Source organism: Bradyrhizobium sp. 956_D2_N1_4 (assembly GCF_052076025.1).
Classification (GTDB): domain Bacteria; phylum Pseudomonadota; class Alphaproteobacteria; order Rhizobiales; family Xanthobacteraceae; genus Bradyrhizobium; species Bradyrhizobium barranii.
In genome coordinates, this window is record NZ_CP197237.1 from 5,111,530 (window position 1) to 5,135,318 (window position 23,789).

Consider the following 23,789-nt stretch of genomic DNA (forward strand, 5'->3'; position numbering starts at 1 on the left):
GAGCCGACATGCCCTCAGCCCTTCTGCAACCCGGCGTCTATATCGAGGAAATCTCCAGCGGCGTGCGCTCGATCTCGGGCGTGGCGACGTCGATCGCGCTGTTCATCGGCTGGGCGCCGCGTGGCCCCGTTGACCGTGCCGTGCGCATCTCGAGCTTTGCCGACTATGAGCGCGCCTATGGCGGGCTCGACCGCCGCGCCAATCTCGGCTACGCCGTGCGCCAATTCTTCGACAACGGCGGCAGCGACGCCTACGTCGTGCGGATCGCGCTGTTCAATTCGGGAACGCCGGCGAACGACGCGAAGACCGCGACCTGCGCGATCAACGATCTCGGTATCGAGGCGAGTTCGCCGGGCCTGTGGGCCAACTCCTACAGCGTCCGGCTGACGCTGCGTGCGGACGACAGCACCCGCTTCCGGCTCGACGTCATCGGCCCGTCGCCGAGGACTGACATCGTGGAGACGTTCCAGGACCTGTCGATGAACAAGGCGGATCCGCGCTACGCGCCGAGCGTCGTCAACGGCCGCTCCGCCTTCATGGACAAGCTGACCACGGCATCAACGACGGTGCCGACCCCGGCCACGAAACCATTTGCGGGCGGCGCCGATGGCACGGTCCTCTCCGCTAATGACGGTCCGTTCGTGAGCGCGATCGATCCGCTGTTCGCGACCGGCGGGATCGTCGACCGCATCGACCTGTTCAACCTGGTCTGCGTGCCCGGCCTCACCAATGTCAATTCAACGACCCAGGGCGCACTCGCCAAGCTACAGCAACGCTGCCACGTCCGCCGTGCGTTCCTGATCATCGACAGCCTCCAGAACGAGACGGTCGCCAACATGAGCGGCGCCAACGGCGAGGCCGGCCTGACCGGCTCGGACGGCAATTTCTCCGCGCTGTACTACCCGTGGGTGATGCAGGCCGATCCGCTGCAATCCGGCGTCGTGCGCGACTTTCCACCTTGCGGCTTCGTCGCCGGCGTCTACGCCCGGACCGACGCCACGCGAGGGGTCTGGAAGGCGCCGGCCGGCACCGATGCCAGCGTCAACGGCGGCGTCGGCTTCGCGTTGAGCTTGAGCGACGCCGAGAACGGCCAGCTCAACCCGATCGGCGTCAACTGCCTGCGCACGCTGCCGGTCTACGGCAACGTGGTCTGGGGCGCGCGCACGCTGCACGGCCAGAACGACCGCGGCTCGGAATGGAAATACGTTCCGGTACGGCGCATGGCGCTGTTCCTGGAGGAGAGCCTCTACCGTGGCACGCAATGGGTGGTGTTCGAGCCCAATGACGAGCCGCTCTGGGCGCAGATCAGGCTCAACATCGGCGCCTTCCTGCAGGGCCTGTTCCGGCAGGGCGCGTTCCAGGGCCGCTCGCCGCGCGAGGCCTATTTCGTCAAATGCGACCGCGAGAGCACGACGCAGGCCGACATCAATCTCGGCATCGTCAACATCATCGTCGGCTTCGCGCCGCTGAAGCCCGCCGAGTTCGTCGTCATCAAGATCCAGCAGATCGCCGGCGACATCCCAACCTGAGGCAAAGACACCTGAGGCAAGCAAATGGCACAGTTCTCGGTCAATCCGCAGCGCTTCGATCCCTACAAGAACTTCAAGTTCCGCGTGAAATGGGACGGCCGCTACGTCGCCGGCATCAGCAAGGTGTCGGCGCTGAAACGCACCACCGAAGTGGTCGAACACCGCGAGGGCGGCGATCCCTCGACGGGACGCAAGTCGCCCGGCCGCAGCAAGTTCGAGGCGATCACGCTCGATCGCGGCGTCACCCACGACACCGAGTTCGAGAAATGGGCCAACAAGGTCTGGCATTTCGGCGCAGGACTTGGCGCCGAGGTCTCGCTGAAGGATTTCCGCAAGGACATCATCCTCGAGGTCTACAACGAGGCCGGGCAGCTCGCGCTGGCCTACAAGCTATTCCGCTGCTGGGTCTCCGAATACCAGTCGCTGCCCGATCTCGACGCCAACGCCAATGCGGTGGCGATCCAGCACATCAAGCTGGAGAACGAGGGATGGGAGCGCGATCAAGCCGTCGCCGAGCCGTCCGAGCCCACTTTCACTGATCCAGCCTGAGACCGCCCATGCTCTCCGCCACCGCTCAACGCGAGCAGGACATCCTGGCGCTGTGGGACCGGGCCGCCGGCCGCGCGCAGCGCCAGCGCGACGATGCCCTGTTCGCGGCGGCGGGCGCAGCGCCGACGGACTCGATCGGCACAGGCAATGCCGCGCTGCTGGCCTTGCGCACGCGATTGTTCGGCGCGCCGTGGCGGCTGCGCGCCGCCTGCCCCACCTGTCACACCGACTGCGAGTTCACGGCGGACAGTGCAGTGCTCGCGGACGGACTTGCACCACCGGCTGACGCCGTGCCGCCGCGCATCACGAACGGAGGCAGCGAGCTGGCCCTGCGGCTGCCGACGCTTTCAGATCTTGCAAGCCTCGCCGCGACCTGCGATTCCGCCGCCGCAACAAAACTGTTGCTCGCGCGCTGCCTCGGTGAGGCGCCACCGGCCGCGCAGGACATCCTGCACAGGGTCGAGGCCGAGCTCGAACGTTGCGATCCCGGCGCGGTGCTCAGTTTCGCGCTCGACTGCCCCGATTGCGGCCACGCCTGGCAGGCCGTGATCGACATCGCGCCGGCGCTCTGGACCGAGGTGCAGGCAGCGGCCGAGCGTACCCTGCTCGAAGTCGACGCGCTCGCGCGCGAATATGGCTGGAGCGAAGCCGAGGTGCTGGCATTGCCGCACACCCGCCGCGCCGCCTACCTGCAACTTGCGGGCGCGTCATGACGGGCCTCCTGCAAAATCTCGCACGCATCGGCCGCGGCGAACCGATTCCCGGCGCGGCACGCGTTGCCCTGCCGGCGCGTTTTGCCGCCCCGCCCCGGAACGACGATGCTCCGATGCACGAGACGACACGGGATGAAAGGCAGACACCGGCATCCTCGCCGGCGGCATTGCCGAACATGACCGGCGCAGATGATCCTGCCACTGGCCTGCAGGCGCCGCAGCGCAGACAAATGGAGCCGGACAACGAAGCCGCACCGTTGCGTCTCGAACCCAAGGTCGCAGCTACCGCGAAGCCGCTTCAATCGACCGACGCGCCGTCAAGATCGCCTGTCGATGCCCCTCTGCCTGCCGACCCGCGCGATCCGCCGCGCGGCACACAGCCGCGTGACACGGTCTTGCGCGACACGCCCCGCCCCCGAAACGAGGCTGCAACACCGCCGGCGCTTCCGCTCGGCCAGACCGTGCTCGCCGGCCAGGCGCAGCGCCGGCGCGAGACACCGCCGGTGATCAAGGTGACGATCGACCGCATCGACATCCGCTCGCCGGAGCCCCCACGCACGGCACGCGCCGTTAAGCCCGCATCAAAGCCGTCGGTGTCGCTATCCGACTATCTGCGCCGCCCTGGACCCGGAGGCCGCGCATGAGTTCGCCGCTCGCGATCGGCGCGGTCAGCGCAGTGCTGCGCAACCTGCTCGACAACGGGTTGATCGAGGCCGGGCCCGCGGTCGGCGGCACCGTCAACGTCAGTGCGGTTGCGCCCGACACGATCGACCTCGCCAGCCCTGAAGAGCAGCCGCGGCTCAATCTGTTCCTGCATCAGGTGACGCCGAACCCGGGTTGGCGCAACCGCTCCCTGCCGTCGCGGTCCTCGACCAGCGGCGAGCGCCTGACCAACGCACCGCTCGCGCTCGACCTGCACTATCTGCTGACGGCCTACGCGCGGGTCGACTGCCAGGCCGAGATCCTGCTCGGCTATGGCATGCATCTGTTGCACGAGCGCCCGGTGCTCGATCGCGCCGCCGTGCAGCGCGCGCTCAATCCCAATCCGCTCGACGTCGCGATGCTGCCGCCGGCGTTCCAGGCGCTCGCTGCCGCCGACCTTGCCGATCAGGCCGAGTTGATCAAGATCACGCCGGCCGTGATGGGGCCGGAGGAGATGTCACGGCTATGGGCCGCCATCCAATCGCATTACCGGCCGACGGCCGCCTATGTGGTGTCGGTGGTGCTGATCGAGGCCACGAAACCCGCAGTCTCGCCGCTGCCGGTGCTGTCGCGCGGGATCATCGATCCCGCGACCAAGCGCGACCGCGGCGTCGTCGTCAATCCCGACACGTTGCCTCCGCTGCCGACGCTGTTTGCGGCGACGCCGCAGAACAAGCAGGCCGGCGCGCGGCTCGGCGAGCCTGTGGTGCTCTCCGGCATTCGCCTCAGCGGCAGCAATTTTCATGTGCGGCTGGCGCACCCGCTATTTCCAGCTCCTTTTGAACTGGTACCGGGCGCCCCCAACGACGACGGCACCGAGCTCACCGTGATGCTGCCGAACGATGCCGCCGCGCAGGCAGCGCTCGCGCCGGGGCAATGGAGCCTCACGCTGCGCCTGCTGCCGGCCGGCGAAGCCAATGAGCGCGAGACCAACGCGGTGGCCCTGGTCATCGCCCCAGCACTGGTCATTGCAGCCGATGCCGGACTTTCGCTGCCTGCGGCGACCGTGCTGCGCAAGACTGCGCCGCTGCGCGTCACGGCCACCCTGTTCTCGCGGCCGCAGGTGCAGCCGCGGCAGCGCGCGAGCCTCGTCCTCGGCACGGCGGAAGCCACCGCCAAGCCGCGCAGCGCGGCCACCGATCCGTTAGTGTTCGACTTCCCCGCGACGCTTGCCGCTGGGGCCTATCCGGCGCGGTTGCGCATCGAAGGCGTCGACAGTCTCCTGCTCGATCTCAGCGGCGATGCGCCCGCTTTCGATGCCTCGCAAACCCTGAGCGTGCCGCCATGAACATGCACGACAGACCGCAAGCGCCGCCGGGGCTCGATTGGGCCAGCCGCAACCAGCAATGGCTGGCGGCGCAGTTCGCTGCGCTGCGCCTGCGCCTCGCACGGCAGTTGCGCGATACATCGGCCAACGCCGAGCCGCCTCCGCCGGAATGCGGCGATGATTTCGAGCCCGCGCTCGAGGCGCTGACAAAGCTGTTCGGCCTGTCAGCGTTCGAGCGCGACGTCGTGCTGCTCGCGGCCGGCTTCGAGCTCGACAGTGCGCTGCGTCGCCTCGTCGGCGTGGCGATGGCGCAAGCGCCCGAAGCCATCGCGAGCACGCAGCCGACGTTCAATTTCGCCGTGCAGATGCTGACTGAGCCACATTGGGATGCGCTCTCGCCGCTCCGGCCGTTGCGGCGTTGGCGCCTGATCGCATGCGAGGGCCGCGAGGCGCCGCCGCGCCGTCCGATCCAGATCGACGAGCGCGTGCTGCACTACCTGACCGGCGTCCCAGCGATGGATGCCCGCCTGATCGGGCTCGTTCGCTGCGAGCCGGTCGGATCCATCGAGCCCGATACACCACAGGCGAACACGATCGCGCACGCGCTCGGCACGGGCGCGGCTGCCCTGGCCGCCCTGGGTCACGCTCGCGGCGAGATCGAGCCGCAGCGCGACCTCGCGCGCGCGGCGCTCGCCTGCCTCGGTGCGAACGGACTGTGGTTGCACGCCCGCGATCTGCCGCACGATCCGCGCGAGCTTGCCGAGATCGCCCGTCTGCTCGACCGCGAGGCCGCCCTCTCGGACGCCATCATCGCGCTCGAGCTCGACCGCCCGATCGAGGCGGCGGATGCCGAGGCGCATGCGATGACGTTGCTCTCTCACCTAATGGGACCCGCGATCGTGCTCAACGCGCCGGAGCCGGCCCGCTTGTCGCGACTGCGGCAGCGCCGCATCCTGGGGCTCGAGGTCGCCGATGCCCCGGCCGCCGCGCGGCAGGTCGCAGCCTTGCGCGGGCTTTCGCGCGAGCAGGCCGCCGCGCTCGCAGCCGCGCTGCGTCCGGCGCTGCGGCAGTTCAACGTCCCCGCCGCCGACCTGCGCCTCGTGGTCACCAAAGCCCTCGCCGAGACACAGGCCGATCCCGCTCTGCTCGGGCCGGCGGTGTGGCGGCTCTGCCGCGCCGCGGTGCGCGGCGGGCTTGACACGCTGGCGCAGCGGATCGACAGCCGCGTTGGCTTCGACGACCTGGTCGCGCCCCCGGTGGTAACCGCGCAGCTCCGCGCCATCGCGAGTGAATTGCAGCACAGGCCGCGCGTCCATGACGACTGGGGCTTTGCCGTGCATAACGGCCGCGGGCTCGGAACTGCCGCGCTGTTCGCCGGCGAATCCGGCACCGGCAAGACCTACGCCGCCGAAGCGATCGCGAGCGCGGCCGCACTTGATCTCTACCGCATCGATCTTGCCAGCGTGGTCAGCAAATATATCGGCGAGACCGAGAAGAATCTGAGCCGGCTGTTCGAGGCCGCGGAGACCAGCGGCGCCATCCTGCTGTTCGACGAGGCCGATGCGCTGTTCGGCAAGCGCAGCGAGGTGCGCGACAGCCATGACCGCTTCGCCAATATCGAGATCGCCTACCTTTTGCAGCGGATCGAGACCTATCGCGGGCTCGTGATCCTCACCACCAACATGAAGAGCGCGCTCGACCGTGCCTTCCTGCGCCGCATCCGCTACGTGGTCCAGTTCCCCTACCCTGACGCCGCTGCGCGCGAAACACTATGGCGCATGCAGTTCCCCGCCGATGCACCGCTCGGCAAGGTCGATTTCGCAGGCCTCGCCAGGCTGCAACTGACCGGCGGCAACATCCGCGCCATCGCGCTCAACGCCGCCTTCCTGGCCGCCGCCGGCGGCGGCGAGCGGATCGAGCAGGACGCGATCAACGCCGCGGTGCGTGCCGAGTTCTCCAAGCTCGAGCGGCCTTGGCCGGGAGTCGGGCCATGAAACATGCCGGTATCGATATCCGGATCGGGCGTCTCGTCGTCGATGCGTCGCGACACTCCGAAGCTGCGGGACTTGCCGACGCAATCGGACAGGCCTTGCAACAGCGGCTCACGGGGTCCGCCAACGAGGCGAGCGCCGCCCATGCCGAGGCGCCGCGCGCGGTCGCCGATCGGATCGCGGCACGATTGACCACGACATCCGGCGCCGACGCTCCGCGAGACAAGCCATGACCGTGCATGCCGCACCAAAGGCAGTGCCGAAGCCATCCTCGCCGGCCCATGCGCCTTCGCTCGAGCTTCGTCCGGCCCGCGACCGCTTCGAGAGCGAAGCCGAGCATGCGGCCGAGAACGCCCTGCGGCCATCGCAGCCGACTGGCCCGGCCCCGGAGCTATCGCCACTTCCACGCTCCACTGGCACGACGGGACCGGCCGCGCCGGCCGCGGTATCCGAGGTGGTCGGATCGGCCGGCTCGCCACTCGGCGCTCCGACGCGCGAGACGATGGAACGTCAATTTCGTTCCGACTTCAGCCGTGTGCGGATCCACACCGACGCGCAGGCCGCAGCCTCAGCCCGTGCGATCCGCGCAACCGCCTATACTGCGGGTGCCCACATCGTGTTCGGCGACGGCGCATACAATCCGCAAAGCCCGCGTGGCCGGCACATTCTGGCGCACGAGCTCGCCCATGTTGTGCAGCAGCGCGGCGCGACTGTGCCGCCGGCGGCGGTGCAGCGGCTCGCCTGGTACGAATCGATCGCCGTGTTCTTCGGCGCCGAGGGCAATTTCGGCGACAAGGAGCTGCTCGCCTATCTCGAAAAGATCACCAAGTCCGCAGCGATCGAAAGCAGCTTCGACAGCGACAACAAGGCGCGTGCCATCGTCCGTCGGTGGAAAGCCGGCCAGGCCGAGTTCAAGCTCGATCCACTGCAAAAGGCGCTGTTGATCCAGGAGATGCAGGACGGCCCCACACTCGATGACGACGAGAACGCCATCCTCGACCTGCTCGAGCTGAGCGATATCGCCGCACTGCGGATCATGTTCGGTTCAGGCAAACTCAGCGTCACCGAGCTCGAATCCGACATCGACGGCGCCGAGTACAAGAGGTTGAAGCGCTTCTTCGCAACCCGCTTTCGCGGCGGACGCGACGCGCTCGCCAAGGGCGACGTCGAACCGCTGGGCGAACCGGGCAAGGGCGCGCCGACCTTCGCCTACGATGCCATGGCCATCAAGATCCGGATTGCGACGGCAGCGGGCCACGACGAGGTCGCCACCATCGCCGCGGAGGTGTTCGCGCTTGCGCCGGCCGAGCGGGCGAAGGCCACGGAGGAACTCGGCCGCGAACGCGCCGACATCGCCCGCCGGTTCGACCTCCTCAGCGACCAGGCCGAGGACGAAAGCGATCCGGCGAAAAAAGCAACGCTCAAACAGCAGGCTGACGCGACGGAAAGGATCCTCGACAAATACGACGTCATGCTTCAGGGCGTGTTCCGCGACGTCACGCTGACCACCAGCGCCGGCGATCTGTCGACGACGGTCGAACCCGATGCCGCGAAGAAGGCAGACATCGCGGTGGCGCTGAGGCCCGACCCCAGCAGCCCGCTGCCATTCGACAACTCCCCGGCGGGCAAGAAGAAGTACGACGACGCCTTGCGCCTGCTGATGCCCGGCATGATCCAGGACTACTGGGATGAAATGGTCAAGGACAAGGGGACCGCGGAGCACGGCGATCCGAACAAGGTGCACCAGCTTGCGGAGTTCGAGCGGATCGGCAAGGCCAGCAAGGACGAAACCGACAAGGTGTTCGGCGAGTACTACGACCAGTCGAAGCATCCCGAGCTGAAAGCCGATACGCTCGGCGCGCGCGGCAACATCCACGACCTGTTCGCCGAGACCGAGGCCGAGCTCGCGGGCATGGACAGCACCGAGAAGCGCGACAAGGCGAAGGCGCTGATGCGGTATTTCTTTCAGGCCAACGACCGCGTGCGCGCCATCAATCGCAAGCTCAATGCCTCACCGCATTTCGATGCCAGCAACAATCCCGTGGGCGACGAGGCGATCATCCTCGACCAGATCGCCGACGACTTCACCAGCACGGCCGCGCAGGTCGACAAGCTGAACGAAATCGACCGCGGCTGGGATGCCTCCGCCAATCTCGGCGACATCAACATCCAGATCTTCAAGAAGGCCGACTCGGACAAAGATCGCGATTTCCTGTGGGACATGTTCCAGACGCTGATCCACGAATATATCCACACGCTGCGGACCACGGAATACGACAATTTCGCCAATACTTTCGGCGATGGCTCCAACGAGAACAATACGCTGATCGAAGGCGTCGATTCGCTCTTCGACGAGATCGCCTGGGAGAACGTCGCACCGCGGGTCAACGATCCCAAGCTGCGCGAGGCGGTTGAGGGCCCCGCATATGCAAGGCTCAAACCGATCACCGTGCAGCCGGCATCACGCCGACGCTATTCCTCGTATGCGGAGGCGGTGAAGCTCGTCAACGTCGTCGGCATCCGCAACCTCTACGCCGCCTATTTCCAGGGCGACGTCAAGAAGATCGGAGGCTGAGCGATGCAAGCCGCGCGCCCGTCGGATCTCGCCCTGTCACCGCTGCGGCTGCTCGCCGGCCGCGACCTGCGTTCGTTCGCAGGCCTCGCGCACCCGACCTCCCTCGACGACGTCGCAGCCGTGTTCGATCTCGACCGCTCCTGGCATGGTCAGGGCGCGCTCGGCAGCGCCAGGCACCGGACCGACTGGTTCAACGCCTCGGCCGCAGGCTTCGCGCGCGGCGCGCGGGTATGGGCAAACGACGGCACGGTGGTGCTGATCGATGCGACCGACGTCGTCCTCGTCGAGCCGCTGCCGTCGTTGCTCGACGCACTCGGCGAGCCGGAGACAAGGCTCAATTCGTTCCAGGGGACGTTCGAGGTCGAAGCCAATGAATACGTGTACACGCGGCGGGGCCTGACGCTCTACGTCAACCGCGCCGTCGATACGCCGCTCCGGATCGCCGCGTTCGCACCGGGCAGTCTTGAACGCTATCAGCGCGACTTACGGCTCGACCTTCAGATGAAACGGCTGCCGCCGTCGCGCGGCCCATCGGGGGGGCGCCTGCCATGACCGGCCTCACCTCGTCCCCAAAACTGATCAAGGGCGGCCTCGTGGTGCTGGCGCCGGGCGGCGGCACGGTGCGACGGCAGATCGCGCTCCAGTACAATCCGGACACGCTGAGCCGCAGCTACCAGGTGCAGGGCACCGGCGGCGACGGCGCGGCCGGCGGGCGGGCGCAACCGTTCCGGCTGAAAGGGCCCGCGATCGAGACCATCAAGCTCGACGCCGAAATCGACGCCACCGACCAGCTCGCCGATCCCGACGCGCACGCCAATGCGGTCGCCTTCGGCATCGCGCCGCAGCTCGCGGTGCTCGAAGCGCTCGTCAATCCGAGCGTCGACGATCTGCTCGGCATCGCAAGCCAGGCCGATGGCGGCACGCTCGAGATCCTGCCGCCGGAGGCGCCGCTCACCTTGTTCGTCTGGAGCAAGAACCGGGTCGCACCGGTGCGCGTCGCCGAGTTCTCCATCGTCGAGGAAGCGTTCGATCCCGCGCTCAACCCGATCCGCGCAAAGGTCTCGCTCGGGCTGCATGTGATGAGCACCGACGATCTCGGCTTCACGCATCGCGGCGGCACCATCTTCCTCAACTATCTGCGCAACCGCGAGACGCTCGCCGGCCTGACCGGCGGCGCCTCGCTGGCCTCGCTTGGTCTTTCCAGTCTGCCCTGACGGAGCACATGATGTCCTCGGATCCCGTCCAGATGCTGATCGATGCCGGTGCGTTTCCGGACAACAGTTTTCCGCCGAACAGCCGCTATCATGGCGCCGCGATCGGGCGGCTCAAGCGCAGCGCGGACGATCCCGGTGTCGCCTATGTGCTGCGCCGCTTCATCCCCCAGGCGCGCGGCATCGGCATCGCCGGCGAACACATCGTCAATGCCGGCGAACGGCCCGACACGCTCGCCTCCGCAACGCTCGGCGACCCCGAACTGTATTGGCGCATCGCCGACGCCAATGTCGTGACCGATCCGCTCGAACTCACCGACACGCCCGGTGAGCGCGTGCAGATCCCGCGCCCGAACGGGCTTTAGGGAGACGATTTTCCGATGATGCAAGGCGGCGTCCAGCTCTCGCTCCAGATCGGCCCGGCGCCGGTGCCGGCGCCGCGCGAGGTGCTGGAGACGCTGACCCATGCCAAGATCGAGATCGGATCGGGCGATGCGCAGAGCGGATTCGAGCTGACTTTCGACCTGCCGGTGCGCTCGCCGCTGCGCACCATCTTCCTGCTTGCCGGCGGCGGCGCGCTGCCGCCGCTGCTGCGCGTGGTGCTGATCGTCACCATCAACGGCACGGCCGAATCCGTCATCGACGGCATGGTCACCAATGTCGAGACGCAGCCGGGCAGCGGCGGCGTCGGCAAGCTGGTGATCAAGGGCAAGGACATGTCGGCGCTGATGGACATCATCGAGCTGCCCGGCCTGCCCTTCCCGGCGATGCCGCCCTCGGTGCGCGTGCTGGCGATCCTTGCCAAATACGCAGCGCTCGGCGTGATCCCGATGGTGATCCCGAGCGTGCTCGACATCCCGCCGATCCCGGTTCAGCAGATCCCGCAGCAGAAGGGCAGCGACTACGCCTACGTCAAGAAGCTCGCGGGCGAAGCCGGCTACGTCTTCTATCTCGAGGCCGGTCCCGCGCCCGGCGCCTCGAAGGCCTATTGGGGACCGGAAATCCGCTTCGGCGCGCCGCAGCCGGCACTCACCACCAACATGGATGCGCTCACCAATGTCGAGGAGATCTCGTTCAACTTCGACAAGGAACGCAAGGTCATGCCGATCGTGTTCTTCCAGGAGGCCAACAGCAAGGCGCCGATCCCGGTGCCGATCCCCGACATCACCCCGATGAGCCCGCCGCTCGGCGTGGTGCCGCCGCTGCCGCCGAAGATCGAGAAGCTGAGCAATACCGCGCACCTGTCCGCGCCGCAGGCGCTGATGGCGGGGCTCGCTTACGCCAGCCAGCACAGCGACAGCGTGTTCGGGAGCGGCAAGCTCGACGTCGCCAGATATGGCCGCGTTCTGAAGTCGCGGCAACTGGTTGGCGTGCGCGGCGCAGGCCTCCCGTTCGACGGGCTCTACTACGTCAAGAACGTCACCCACGAGATCGAGCGCGGCTCCTACAAGCAATCATTCTCGCTCGCACGCAACGCGCTGATCTCGACCGTCCCGCAGGTGCCGACATGAGCGATGCGCCCCTGTTCGGAAAATATCGTGCGGTGGTGATCAACAATGTCGATCCGCTCCAGATCGGCCGGATCCAGGTGATGGTGCCCGACGTCGGCGCCGTGATACCGACGAGTTGGGCGATGCCTTGCCTGCCGACCGCAGGCATCAATGCCGGCTTCTTCACGGTGCCGATCATCGGCGCCGGGGTCTGGGTCGAGTTCGAGCGCGGCGACCCCGACTATCCGATCTGGGTCGGGTGCTACTGGGGCAGTGCCGCGGAGGTGCCGGTGCTGGCGCACGCAGTGCCGCCCGGCGTGCCTGGCATCACCCTGCAAACCCCCTTGAAGAACGGTCTCACCATCAGCGACGTGCCGGGCCCGACCGGCGGCATCCTGATGCAGACCACGACGGGCGCGATGATTTCGGTCAGCGACGTCGGCATTACCATTTCCAACGGCAAAGGTGCGGTCATCACCATGACCGGGCCGACCGTCGACGTGAATCTCGGCGCGCTCACCGTGATCTAGGAGACGCACATGCCCGCTCCCGTCTTGCATCTCGGCGCCACGGTATTGTGCAGCCATGCCGGACAGGCGACGCCGATCGCGCCGTTCCCGCGCGTGATGCTGTCGGGCCAGCCCGCGGTCAATCTCACCAGCCCCTATGCGATCGCGGCCTGCTCGCTCACCGGCTCGGCGCCGCCTTGCGTCACGGCGCAGATGGTAGTGGGCGCCGCACGGGTGATGATCGGCGGCGCACCGGCCGCGACCATGATGGGGCAATCCGTCTGCACACCGACGGGCACGCCGATGCTGCCCGTCGTGGCGCAGACGCGCGTGCTGGCAACCTGAGGGGAGGACGGCGTGAGCAGCGAACTCGATTTCCCCTATCATTTCGACGACCAGGGCCGCACGGCCACGACCGGCCGCCCCGATCACATCCGCGACCTGATCGAGCAGGTGCTGTTCACGATGCAGGGCGAGCGGGTGATGCGGCCGGATTTCGGCGCAGGACTGCTGGCGCTGGTGTTCGAGCCTAATTCGGTGACGCTCGCCGCGACGACGCAGATGCTGGCCCAGGCCGCGCTGCATCAACACCTCGCACACCTGATCGCCGTGACCTCGGTCGAGGTGATCAATGACGATGCGGTGCTGCGGGTCGAGATCCGCTACGTGGTGCTGGCCGACCGCACCAGCCACGTCGCAAGCTTTGCGGTTCCGGGAGGCGCGGCATGAAGCAACATTGCTGCGACCCACGCCGGCTCGAAGTACTCGAGGCCAAGGGCAGCGCCAACGCCATCGCATTCATCGAGGTGCTCGATCTCGCCTCCCCACCCGGCGCACCGCGACAGCAGACGCTGCTGGTACGGCTGCTGCACGCTGGCTTCGCGCTCTCGCCGGACAATCTGCGCATCACTGGCGGCGAGCGGATCGCGACCGTCGGCGTGGTCTGGTGCGCGCCCGCCGACGCGCTGCCGGCCGAGGCCGAGCCCGGCCTGGTCGACACCGTCGACGATCTCGCCCGCACGCTGGTCGTCCGGACCGACAGCAGCGGGGATTATTCGATCTACAATTTCGGCATCTTCGCCAATTCCGGTTCGGCCCTGCCGCCGGCCGGGTTCGATCCAAAGCTGTCGGCGATCGACTTCACCTTCAAGGTCGAATGTCCCTCGGACTATGACTGCGCGGACACCGCGCCGTGCCCGCCCGTGCCGCGCTTGAGGCCGGAGATCGACTATCTCGCGCGCGACTATCAGGGTTTTCGCCGGTTGATGCTTGACAGGCTGAGCCTGCTCGTGCCCGGCTGGCAGGAGCGTTCGGCGGCCGATCTCGGCGTGACCCTGGTCGAGCTGCTCGCCTATGCCGCCGACAACCTCGCCTATCGCCAGGATGCAGTCGCCAACGAAGCCTATCTCGCCACCGCGCGGCAGCGCATCTCGGTGCGGCGCCATGCGAGGTTGGTCGACTATCATTTGCACGAGGGCTGCAACGCCCGCGCCTTCGTCCATTTCGACGTGAATGGGCAGAAGATCGCACTGCCCAAGGGCACGCAGCTGCTGACCCGCGTGCCCGGGTTGGACGTGGTGCTGACGCCGGGCTCGCGCGCGCTCAGCGATGCGATCGAAGGCGGCGCCGAGGTGTTCGAAACGGTCGCGCCAGCCGAGTTCGACCAGCAACAGAACAGTCTCACCTTTTATGTCTGGGGCAACAACGGATGCTGCCTGCCGGGCGGCACCACGCGCGCGACCCTGCGCGGCCACATTGATACGCTGGCTATCGGCGACATCCTGATCTTCGAGGAGGTCATCAGCCCCACGACGTTGTCTGCCGCCGATGCCGATCCCGGCCATCGCTGCGCGGTGCGGCTGACCGAGAGGACGCTTACGAGCGATCCGTCGGGCGGGCTGTTCGACGAGCCTCCGGTCGACGGCCCGGTCGACGTCACCGAGATCGCCTGGAGCGAGGCCGACGCGCTGCCCTTCCCGCTTTGCCTGACGGTGGAGGATCGCCCCGAGCTCGCGATCAGTGTTGCGCGCGGCAATATCGTGCTCGTCGATCACGGCCGCACGCTGCCGCCCGAACAGCTCGGCGTGATGCCGCGCGCCAGCTTGAAGCAGGCATCGCGCGCGCCGGGCAATTGCTGCACCTCGTCCCCGGACGTCATGCTGCCGCCGCGTTTCCGCCCGGTGCTGGCAAACAGCCCGTTGACGCAATCCTTCGATCTCGGCGCGCTGCTCGCCGTTCCCGTCAGCAACGACAAGCCCTGGTGGGCGGCCAGCGCATTTTCGTTCTTGTCGCCGCGCGACGCCACGCCTGCCATCGTCGATCTCACGGGACAAGTCGCCGGCATCACCGAGCACTGGCTGCCGCGACGCGACCTCATCGACAGCGCCGGCAACGCGCCGCATGTCGTGGTCGAGATCGACAACCACGGCGAGGCCTTGCTGCGGTTCGGCGACGGCCTGCTCGGCAAGCGCCCGGCCGAAGACACCGCATTCACGGCGACCTACCGGATCGGCAACGGCACATCCGGAAATGTCGGCGCCGAAGCCATCGCCCACATCGTCAGCACCACGGACGGCGTGTTCGAGGCCGTACGCAATCCGCTTCCCGCATCCGGCGGCGTCGAGCCCGAGGACATCGAAGCCGCGCGCCGCGATGCCCCACAGGCGTTCCGTACCCAGGAGCGCGCGGTGACGGCGGCCGACTACGCCGCCGCCAGTGAGCGACGCGCCGACGTGCAGCGCGCGGCCGCGACGTTCCGCTGGACCGGAAGCTGGCACACCGTGTTCGTAACGCCCGACCGCTTCGGCGGCGGCGTAGTCGACGCGCCCTTCGCTACGCAACTGCGCAACCATCTCGAGCGGTTCAGGATGGCCGGTTACGACCTCGACGTACGACCGCCGCGCTATGTGCCGCTCGACGTCACACTGCATGTCTGCGTCAAGCCGGACTATTTCCGCGCCGATGTCGCGCAGGCCGTGCGGACGGTGCTGTCGAGCGCGGTGCTGCCCGATGGCACACTCGGCCTGTTCCATCCCGACAATTTCACCTTCGGCGATCCCGTCTATCTCAGCCGCATCATCGCAGCCGCACAAGCGGTCGAGGGTGTCGAGGCGGTTCAGGCGGAAAAATTCCAGCGGCTGATCTCGCCGCTCGCGACCTCGCTGGATGACGAGGTGATCCCGATCGGAAGCCTCGAGATCGCGCAGCTCGCCAATAATCCGAGTTTCCGCGAGCGCGGCCGGCTCATCATCGAGGCGGGAGGCGGCAAATGACGCTACCGGTCCCAACCATCAAGCCTGATGCCCTGCCTGCCGGCAGCGAGAGCTGCGGCTGCTGCGCCGGCATTGAAGCCGAGACGCCGCAACGCATCTCCAACCGCTATGGCCTCTCCGCCATCACCTACCGCGTCGGCGACTACGCCCAGTTCCGCGACAGCCTGCACGCCGCGCTGTCCTCTGCCGCGTTCGCACCGCTCGGCAAGCTGCAAAGCCGCGCCGATGACGATTTCACCATCGGCCTGATCGATGCGTTCGCCTGCGCTGCCGACGTGCTCACCTTCTACCAGGAGCGCATCGCCAACGAATCCTATCTCCGCACTGCGCTGGAGCGCGTCTCGCTCCAGGAGATGGGCCGGCTGATCGGCTACCGCCTGCGGTCCGGCGTCGCCGCCGAGACCTGGCTCGCCTTCACGCTGGAAACGCCCCCTGCGCCGCCGCCAAAGCTGTCGCCCGAGCCGGGCAGCTTCGTCACCGGCGTGCCCGCTCAAGTGTCGATCGAGATCGGCACGAAAGTGCAGAGCGTACCGGGGCCGGACGAGAAGCCGCAGACCTTCGAAACGGTCGAGCGACTGGACGCCGCACGGCCGGCCTGGAATGCGATCCGACCGTGGCTGGCGGAGACACGCCGACCGGACAAAGGCGACACGGTCATGTACCTCGCCGGCCAGCGCAACAATCTGAAGCCGGGCGATGCGCTGCTGATCGTCGGCGATGCCTTCAATCCCGGTACGAATGACAGCAACTGCGATTTCCGCTTCATCGACAGTGTCGAGCTGCAATCGGATTTCGATCGCACCAAGGTGACCTGGCAGCTCGGTCTTTCCGGGGTCACGGCCGCCCAGAACTCGAAGGTCTATGCGCTGCGCAAGCGGGCAGCACCCTTCGGCCACAACGCGCCGATGTGGAAGTCGATGTCGACGGACTTTCGCAACAACTATCCGAGCGGGAGTGACGCGCCGGAGTGGCCCGACTACACGATCTCGCCGATGGGCTCGGCCCAGGGCGGCGGTTTCATTGATCTCGATACGGTTTATTCCGAGGTCCGCGCCGGCGGTTACGTCGTGCTTTCGATGGCAGCCAGGGGCTCCATCCAGGTCATCATCAAGGCCTTCGGCAAGTCGGATGTCATCCTCGATCTCGGCCCGCATCTCGACGTCTACCAGATAGCCGATGCGGACGAGACGTCGCGCGCGGAGTTCGCGCTGGCCGGCAAGGTCACCCGGCTGCAATTGCGCGGCTCCCATTACGACCGCTATCAGGACCAAGTTCGTCGCATCACAACCTTCGTGCAGTCCGAGCAGCTCGCGCTTGCGCCCTACGCCGTCGATGATGCCGCGACCGGCAGCAGCATCCCTGCAGCCGTCAGTGCCGATGGCCTCGTCGCAGGGCGACGGCTGATCGTGCGAGGCAATCGCGTCTCCGACGGCCAGGCCGTTGTTGTGCAGGCCAACCTCGTATTCGCCCAGGCTGTCGACGCCGGCCGCTGCATGCTTCAGATCGATCCGCCGCTCGCCGGCAGCCTCGACCGTGGCAGCGTCGTGGTTCATGGCAATGTGGTGCCGGCCTCGCATGGCGAGACGGTGACTCAGATCCTCGGCTCGGGCGATGCAGCCCAGCCGTTCCAGCAATTCGAGCTGAAGCAGGTTCCGCTGACCTATCGCGCCGCCGCCAATGAGAGTGGTGCCGCGAGCGAATTGACGTTGCGGGTCGGCGAGATCGCATGGCACGAGCGCGCGACGCTGTTCGGCACAGCCGCGTCCGATCGCGTCTTTGCGCTCGATATTGACGAGCAAGGGCGCAAGCTCGTGAAATTCGGCGACGGCGCCAGCGGTGCGCGGCTGCCGAGCGGGCTCAACAACGTCCGCGCCACCTACCGCAAGGGCATCGGGGTCGCCGGCAATGTCCGCGCCGAGACGCTGAGCCAACTGCTGTCGCGCCCGCTCGGACTCAAGGGCGTGAGCAACCCGTTCGCGGCCGAAGGCGGCAACGATCCGGAGCCGGCGGATGCGGCGCGACGCAGCATGCCGCTCGGCGCACGCACGCTCGGCCGCGTCGTGTCCGTCCTTGACTATGAGGATTTTGCCCGCGCCTTCACCGGCATTGCCAAGGCGCAGGCGCAGGTGTTGCAACTGCCGCGCGGAAAGACCATCGCCATCACGATCGCGGGGCCGCTCGGCGCTCCCGTCAATTCGACAAGCCCGGTGTGGACCAATTTGCTCGCTGCGCTGAAGGCCGGCGGCGATCCGCATGTCGCCGTCGTGCTGCTGCCCTACCAGCCCGGTACCTTCCGGATCGGATTGAAGGTCAAGCGCGATCCCGATTTCGACGCCAAGGCCGTGCTCACCGCGGTCGAGGCGGCGCTGCGTGCGCACTTCGCCTTCGACGCGCGTGAGCTCGGCCAGCCAGTGCAGCAATCCGACGTGATCGCGGCGGCACAGTCGGTGCCCGGCGTCGTCGCTGTCGACCTCGTCCAGCTCTATGGCGGCACGGCGCCCTTCGCGCAGACCATTCCCTCGCGCCAGGTCCGGCTGCTCGCCTCGCGGATGCATGTCGACCAGGGCGCGGCGAAGCCGAGCGAGCTACTGACATTGAGCCCGGCGCCGTTCGACCTCCTGGAGAAGATGGCATGAACAGCCTCACCCCCGAACGGCTCTACAGCCTGCTGCCGACGCTGCACCGGTTGCGCGACGCCGCGCTTGCGGGCGATCCGGCAAAGGCCGGTCCGCTCCAGGCTCTGTTGGCGGCAATTGCGCGCGAGTTCGCCACGCTGGAAGAGTCAATCGACCAGCTCTACGACGACCAGTTCATCGAAACCTGCGCCGAGTGGGTGACGCCCTATATCGGCGATCTCATCGGCTACCGGCCGCTGCGCGGGCTCGGCACCGAGCTGACCTCGCCGCGTGCCGAAGTCGCCGACACCATCGCCTTCCGCCGCCGCAAGGGCACCGCGCTGATGCTGGAGGAGCTCGCGCAGGACGTCACCGGCTGGCCGGCACATGCGGTCGAATTTTTCGAACAGCTCGCCACCACGCAATACATGAAGCACATCCGCCTGCATGCGCCCGCGACCTGCAATCTGCGCGACACTGCGGCGCTGTTCCGGCGCGACGGCGCCTTCAACAGCATCGCGCACACCGCCGAGATGCGGCGGCCGGAAACGGGCGCCGGCCGCTACAACATTCCCAACATCGGCATCTTCCTGTGGCGACTGTTGTCGCTGTCGCTCACGGCGGTGCCGCTGACGCCTGACGCCGGCGACGCGACCGGCCGGAAATTCCGTCTCAACCCGCTCGGCGCGGACATGCGGCTGTTTCGATTCGCGCAGGCCGAGTCCGACATCTCCCATCTCGCCGAGCCGGTCAACGCGCCGGAGCCGCTGTCGGTGCGGCTGATGGCAATGGCGGTGCGCGCCGCACAGGCAACCGCACAGCCGGACGCACAGCGCGAGGGCGATTATGGCGACGGCGAGAGCCTGGTGTTTTTCACGCCGGGCACCCCGCCCATCCCGATGCCGACGGCCAAGGTGCGGGTCTGCGATCTCCGCGACATTCTCGATGGCGGCGGCAATGTCATCGGCTGGGCCCATGAGGCGCAGGTGACGGCGGGCACGATCGGCTTCGATCCCGAGCGTGGCCGTGTGCTGCTCGGCAATCCCGCCGACGGACCGCTGCTTGCGACATTCCACTACGGCACTGCGCGGCAGATCGGCGGCGGCGAGTATCCGCGCGTGCCCGCCGCGGGCGATATCGGCAACGAGCAGGCAGTCGATGCCGGAGGCGCGTGGCAGGCCAAGCTCAATCTGATCAGGACCGGTGGCCGCCTCATCATCGGCGACAGCCTGACCTACAAGGAGACGCCGACCTTTGTCGTCGACGACGTGACCGGCGATGCCACGCCGCACCATGTTGTGGTCGCCGCCCATGACCAGACCCGCCCGCTGCTGGCGGCGGGCGGCGAGATCACGCTCGACATCGGCGCGCGTGGTCGCCTCACGCTCGACGGGCTCGTGATATCGGGCGGCGCGTTGCGGCTGGCGGCTTTTGCCGATGTCGAGCCGCGGGAGCTGCTGCTGCGCGATTGCACGCTGGTGCCCGGACTGACCCTGAATGGGGACGGCAGTCCGACCTCGCCGGGCGAGCCGAGCCTGATCATCGAGCATCCCTTCGCCAAAGTGACATTGGAGCACTGCGTCGTCGGCCCTATCCGCGCCGTCACTGATGCCGAGGTAACGCTGACCGACTGCATGATCGATGCCGGCGCGCCGGCGAACGTCGCCTTTGCCGCCGATGCCGCGGGCAGCCCCGGCGCCGAACTGACGGTCGCCCAATGCACCGTCATCGGCAAGGTTCACACGAAACTGTTGAAGCTCGCCTCCAACACCATCTTGTTCGCAGAGCTTGGTCCAAAGCCCGCGGAAACGTGGATCGCGCCGCTCTTGGTCCAGCGTCGCCAGGAAGGTTGCGTCCGCTTCTGTTACGTGCCCGCGGGTTCGATCACGCCGCGGCGCTTCCATTGCGTGCCGAATGACACGGCGCCCACGGCGCTGCCGCTGTTCACCTCGCTGCGTTATGGCGATCCCGGTTACGGGCAGCTGCGCCGCGCCACGAGCCTCACGATCCGCGCCGGCGGCGACAATGACAGCGAGATCGGCGTTCTCAACGCATTATTCCAGCCGCAGCGCGAGGCCAATCTCAGGCTGCGGCTCGATGAATATCTACGTTTCGGGCTGCACGCGGGCCTGTTCTTCGCGAGTTGACCGAGTGCATCGGAGGCTATCATGGGTGCCGACTTCTCACGCGTTCGTCTCGACCCGCTGCTCGACTTCGCCGGCGTGGAGCTGAAACAGGGCGCGGTGCTGCTGGACGGCGACGCCAACGAGCTGATGGCGATCCTCGATCGCAGGCTGCGTGCACTCGCCAGCGACATTCTCGACCGCGATACGGTGTCCTCGACGACCCCGGATGCATTCAAGCTCGGCGTTGCCGGCAATACGCTCGAGATCGGCAAGGGGCGGCTCTATGTCGACGGTCTGCTCGCGGAGAACCACGGCCTTGCCGATCCCGGCAAGCGCCTGTTCGACGAACTCATGGCCGAGACTGTTTTCACCGACAAGCTGACCTATGAGACCCAGCCCTATCTGCCGGCCAAGGTGCGGCCGCCACTGCCGACCGCCGGCCGTCATCTCGTCTATCTCGACGTCTGGAATCGCGAGCTGACCTGGCTCGAGCGGCCGGAACTGGTCGAGATCGCCGTCGGCGTCGAGACCAGCTCGCGGCTCCAGACGGTGTGGCAGGTGCGTGTGCTCGACACCGATGCCGGCGCCAACACCAGCTGCGCGACGCCCGACGAGGACATGCCGGGTTGGACCACAGTGATCGCGCCATCGACCGGCGTGCTCACGACAGGCACTTTCGACGCAGCTCCGGTGACCGACCCCTGCGAGCTGCCGCCGACCGGCGGCTTCCGCGGCCTCGAGAACCAGCTCTACCGGATCGAGATCCACGACCCCGGCCAGCCCGGCGGCACTGCGACCTTCAAATGGTCGCGCGAAAATGCCAGCGTCGGCTCGCGCGTCGCCAGCATGATCTCGGCCACCGAACTCGAGCTCGACAGTCTCGGGCGCGACGACGTGCTGCGTTTCAACACCGGCGACTGGGTCGAGATCATCGACGACCCCAGAGAGTTCTCGCAGAAGGGCGGCGAGATGCGCCGCATCACCGTCACCGAAGCGACCCGCCGCATCAGCTTCACACCGGCACTGCCGGGCCTGATGCTGCCGTCGGGATTCCCCAACAGCGATTGGCCGAAGCAGACCAATTTGCGGGTGCGCCGCTGGGATCAGAAAGGAAAGGTGTTCCGGACCGACGCCAGCGGCACGCCGGTGCAGATCGGCGACCTCGATGCCGCCGGATCGACCGGCGTGATCAAGGTGCCGGCCGCGGGCACGACCGTCCTGCTCGAGGACGGCGTCACCGTGAGCTTCGATTCGACCGGGGCTGCGGGCTGTCGTGCCGGCGACTGGTGGGCCTTCGCCGCGCGCACGGCAGATGCCAGCGTCGAGTTGCTCGACCGCACCCCGCCGCGCGGCATCCATCACCATTATGCGCGGCTCGGCATCTGGGATGTCGGCGCCAAGAGTGTGACCGACTGCCGCCACCCGTGGCCGCCGAAAGGCGAAGGCCACGACTGTGCCTGCACGGCCTGTGTCACGGTCGAGCAGCACGAGAGCGGCAGCTTCACCATCCAGGACGCCGTCAACAAGGTGCGCGAGACCGGCGGCACCATCTGCCTCGGCCCCGGCCGTTACGTGCTCAAAGAGGCCGTGGCGATCAACCAGGCGAAATCGGTCCGCATCGCCGGCAAGGGCCCGGCAACGCTGCTGGTGGCGCCGGCCGGCGCCTTCGCCATCCAGGACTCTTTTGCGATCGCAATCGAGGACCTCGCGATCCTTTCGCTCGCACGCGACCCCACCATCGACGTCTCGACCTGCATCGGCCTCGGCCTGACCCGTCTCGCCATCGCGGCACTCGGCACCGAGAATGCACAGCTCCCGGCGGTGGTGCTGCGCGGTGTGGTTGGCGGTGCGAAGCTCGCCGAGAACGCGATCTTCGCGCCGGTTGCGATTGCGGGCGGCGCCCTCAAGGGCGTGGAGAACGGTGCCGGCTTCCTGCTGACGGCCGCGGTGACGATCGAGGAGAACGTCCTTCTGTGCCAGCGCGGCGCGATCGCCTTCGCCGACGAGGTGCTGCATCTGCTCGCCACGCGGATCGCGCATAACGAGATCATCGGCTGCACCGATACCGCCATCACCGCGCAGGGCCTTGCGCTTCCCGGCGCCGCGCTGGCGATCGACGGCAACAGTTGTAACGTCACGGCCAACGGCATCGCCTGTGCCGCGGCGGGGCTGTGGATCGAGCGCAACCAGCTGCGCAACTGGTCGCCCGGCGACCACGTCGGCATCGGGCTGATCCCCGGGCTCGACCGCCGCAGCACCGCCACCGCGCATATCCTCGCCAACCAGATCCACGGCTTCGGCACGGCCGGAATCAAGGTGATTGCCGGGGCACAGGACCTGATCATCAAGCTCAATGCGATCGACGCCTGCGGTGCCGGGATCATGCTCGGCGGCGCGACCGACGCCGCAGCCGTATCGATCGAGAACAACCACATCCGCAACATCGAACCGGTCACCGAGAGCGAGAACGGCACCGTGGTCGGCATCGAGGTGATCCGCGCTGACAGCGCGACGATTGCGGGAAATCTGGTTCGCGCGATCGGCCTGACGGCGGTCAAGTCCGCACTGCGCGCCGGCGTCGTCACCTTCGGCGTCAATCGGCCGCGCGTGAGCGGCAACGAGATCGTCGAGGTCGCGCCCGCCAAGGGGTTTGTCGGCACCAGCGCCGGCATCATGCTGCGCGCGCCGCAGACCCAGATCGAGGTCAATCACAACAGCGTGCAGCGCGACCTCACGCCGGGCGTGGACAATTCGGACGGCAACTGGTTCGCGCTCACCACGGCGGAGGTCAATCCGAAACTGCCGTTCGGACAGGCCGGCGACAAGGTCGCGATCCGGCTCGGCGACGGGCGGATCCTCGCGCTTGGCGCCGACTATGCGTTCGTCAGGGCAAGCCTTGCCGCCAACGACACCGAGGGCGCGCGCGCCGGCATCATCGGCAACATGCTGTCCGCGCGCGGGCCCGCACCCGCCGTTCTGGTCGTGGCCGGCCAGGAATGCCTGTTCAACGACAACCGGGTGGAATCCGGCAGCAGAAGCGTCGCCGTTGCGCTGGAGAGCGCGGTCGCCATCATCAGCACGAACCGGGTGCGCGGCGGCGAAAGCTCGATCCGCCTCACCGGCGCGCGGGCAGTGACCGTGATCGGCAACATCACAACCAGCAACATCATCATCCCCGGCGGCATTGCCAACACGCCGTGGGCGCCACTCAACGTGATCGGCTAATCCGCGGAGATTTCG

At 67.5% G+C, this 23,789-nt stretch carries 19 protein-coding genes; all 19 read left to right on the forward strand.

Annotated features, from left to right (window positions below; translation table 11 throughout):
- The first annotated feature begins 8 nt into the window (after nucleotides 1-8).
- The 19 genes from AB7535_RS24320 to AB7535_RS24410 are packed head-to-tail and all read left to right on the forward strand — an operon-like array spanning nucleotide 9 to nucleotide 23,774.
- Nucleotides 9-1,529: a phage tail sheath family protein gene (locus AB7535_RS24320; protein WP_439037032.1), complete on the forward strand. Its 1,521-nt coding sequence runs from the start codon at nucleotides 9-11 to the stop codon at nucleotides 1,527-1,529.
- A 24-nt stretch (nucleotides 1,530-1,553) separates the two neighbouring features.
- A complete protein-coding gene (locus tag AB7535_RS24325; protein WP_071911630.1) occupies nucleotides 1,554-2,078 on the forward strand; it encodes a phage tail protein in 525 nt (174 codons plus the stop codon).
- Nucleotides 2,079-2,086: 8 nt separating this feature from the next.
- Nucleotides 2,087-2,791: a hypothetical protein gene (locus tag AB7535_RS24330; protein WP_439037033.1), complete on the forward strand. Its 705-nt coding sequence runs from the start codon at nucleotides 2,087-2,089 to the stop codon at nucleotides 2,789-2,791.
- Nucleotides 2,788-3,435: a hypothetical protein gene (locus tag AB7535_RS24335; RefSeq protein ID WP_439037034.1), complete on the forward strand. Its 648-nt coding sequence runs from the start codon at nucleotides 2,788-2,790 to the stop codon at nucleotides 3,433-3,435. The genes AB7535_RS24330 and AB7535_RS24335 overlap by 4 nt, the downstream gene beginning before the upstream one ends.
- Nucleotides 3,432-4,781, forward strand: coding sequence for a DUF4255 domain-containing protein (locus AB7535_RS24340; RefSeq protein ID WP_439037035.1), 1,350 nt, complete (start codon nucleotides 3,432-3,434; stop codon nucleotides 4,779-4,781). Before AB7535_RS24335 ends, AB7535_RS24340 begins: the two co-directional genes overlap by 4 nt.
- Complete coding sequence (locus AB7535_RS24345) at nucleotides 4,778-6,754, forward strand: ATP-binding protein (protein WP_439037036.1); 1,977 nt, start codon at nucleotides 4,778-4,780, stop codon at nucleotides 6,752-6,754. The genes AB7535_RS24340 and AB7535_RS24345 overlap by 4 nt, the downstream gene beginning before the upstream one ends.
- Complete coding sequence (locus AB7535_RS24350; protein ID WP_439037037.1) at nucleotides 6,751-6,984, forward strand: hypothetical protein; 234 nt, start codon at nucleotides 6,751-6,753, stop codon at nucleotides 6,982-6,984. Before AB7535_RS24345 ends, AB7535_RS24350 begins: the two co-directional genes overlap by 4 nt.
- Complete coding sequence (locus tag AB7535_RS24355) at nucleotides 6,981-9,326, forward strand: eCIS core domain-containing protein (protein WP_439037038.1); 2,346 nt, start codon at nucleotides 6,981-6,983, stop codon at nucleotides 9,324-9,326. Before AB7535_RS24350 ends, AB7535_RS24355 begins: the two co-directional genes overlap by 4 nt.
- Before the next feature lie 3 nt (nucleotides 9,327-9,329).
- Nucleotides 9,330-9,878 carry a hypothetical protein gene (locus tag AB7535_RS24360; protein ID WP_354114050.1) on the forward strand — a complete coding sequence of 183 codons (549 nt, stop codon included), beginning with the start codon at nucleotides 9,330-9,332 and terminating at the stop codon, nucleotides 9,876-9,878.
- Nucleotides 9,875-10,540 (forward strand): hypothetical protein, encoded by a 666-nt coding sequence (locus tag AB7535_RS24365; protein WP_354114051.1) that lies wholly within the window; start codon nucleotides 9,875-9,877, stop codon nucleotides 10,538-10,540. Before AB7535_RS24360 ends, AB7535_RS24365 begins: the two co-directional genes overlap by 4 nt.
- Before the next feature lie 11 nt (nucleotides 10,541-10,551).
- A complete protein-coding gene (locus AB7535_RS24370) occupies nucleotides 10,552-10,902 on the forward strand; it encodes a Base plate wedge protein 53 (RefSeq protein ID WP_247344766.1) in 351 nt (116 codons plus the stop codon).
- Between the two features lie 15 nt (nucleotides 10,903-10,917).
- The gene (locus AB7535_RS24375) at nucleotides 10,918-12,048 is read left to right on the forward strand and encodes a hypothetical protein (protein ID WP_354114052.1); all 1,131 of its coding nucleotides are present in this window, start codon (nucleotides 10,918-10,920) and stop codon (nucleotides 12,046-12,048) included.
- On the forward strand, nucleotides 12,045-12,557 hold the full coding sequence (locus AB7535_RS24380) for a phage baseplate assembly protein V (RefSeq protein ID WP_039152785.1): 513 nt from the start codon (nucleotides 12,045-12,047) through the stop codon (nucleotides 12,555-12,557). The genes AB7535_RS24375 and AB7535_RS24380 overlap by 4 nt, the downstream gene beginning before the upstream one ends.
- A gap of 9 nt (nucleotides 12,558-12,566) precedes the next feature.
- On the forward strand, nucleotides 12,567-12,881 hold the full coding sequence (locus AB7535_RS24385; RefSeq protein ID WP_135216069.1) for a hypothetical protein: 315 nt from the start codon (nucleotides 12,567-12,569) through the stop codon (nucleotides 12,879-12,881).
- Between the two features lie 12 nt (nucleotides 12,882-12,893).
- Nucleotides 12,894-13,265: a GPW/gp25 family protein gene (locus tag AB7535_RS24390; protein ID WP_439037039.1), complete on the forward strand. Its 372-nt coding sequence runs from the start codon at nucleotides 12,894-12,896 to the stop codon at nucleotides 13,263-13,265.
- Nucleotides 13,262-15,808: a putative baseplate assembly protein gene (locus AB7535_RS24395; RefSeq protein ID WP_439037040.1), complete on the forward strand. Its 2,547-nt coding sequence runs from the start codon at nucleotides 13,262-13,264 to the stop codon at nucleotides 15,806-15,808. Before AB7535_RS24390 ends, AB7535_RS24395 begins: the two co-directional genes overlap by 4 nt.
- Nucleotides 15,805-18,444 (forward strand): putative baseplate assembly protein, encoded by a 2,640-nt coding sequence (locus AB7535_RS24400; RefSeq protein WP_439037041.1) that lies wholly within the window; start codon nucleotides 15,805-15,807, stop codon nucleotides 18,442-18,444. Before AB7535_RS24395 ends, AB7535_RS24400 begins: the two co-directional genes overlap by 4 nt.
- On the forward strand, nucleotides 18,441-20,570 hold the full coding sequence (locus AB7535_RS24405; protein ID WP_439037042.1) for a hypothetical protein: 2,130 nt from the start codon (nucleotides 18,441-18,443) through the stop codon (nucleotides 20,568-20,570). The genes AB7535_RS24400 and AB7535_RS24405 overlap by 4 nt, the downstream gene beginning before the upstream one ends.
- A gap of 21 nt (nucleotides 20,571-20,591) precedes the next feature.
- Nucleotides 20,592-23,774, forward strand: coding sequence for a DUF6519 domain-containing protein (locus AB7535_RS24410; protein ID WP_439037043.1), 3,183 nt, complete (start codon nucleotides 20,592-20,594; stop codon nucleotides 23,772-23,774).
- Nucleotides 23,775-23,789: the final 15 nt, after the last annotated feature.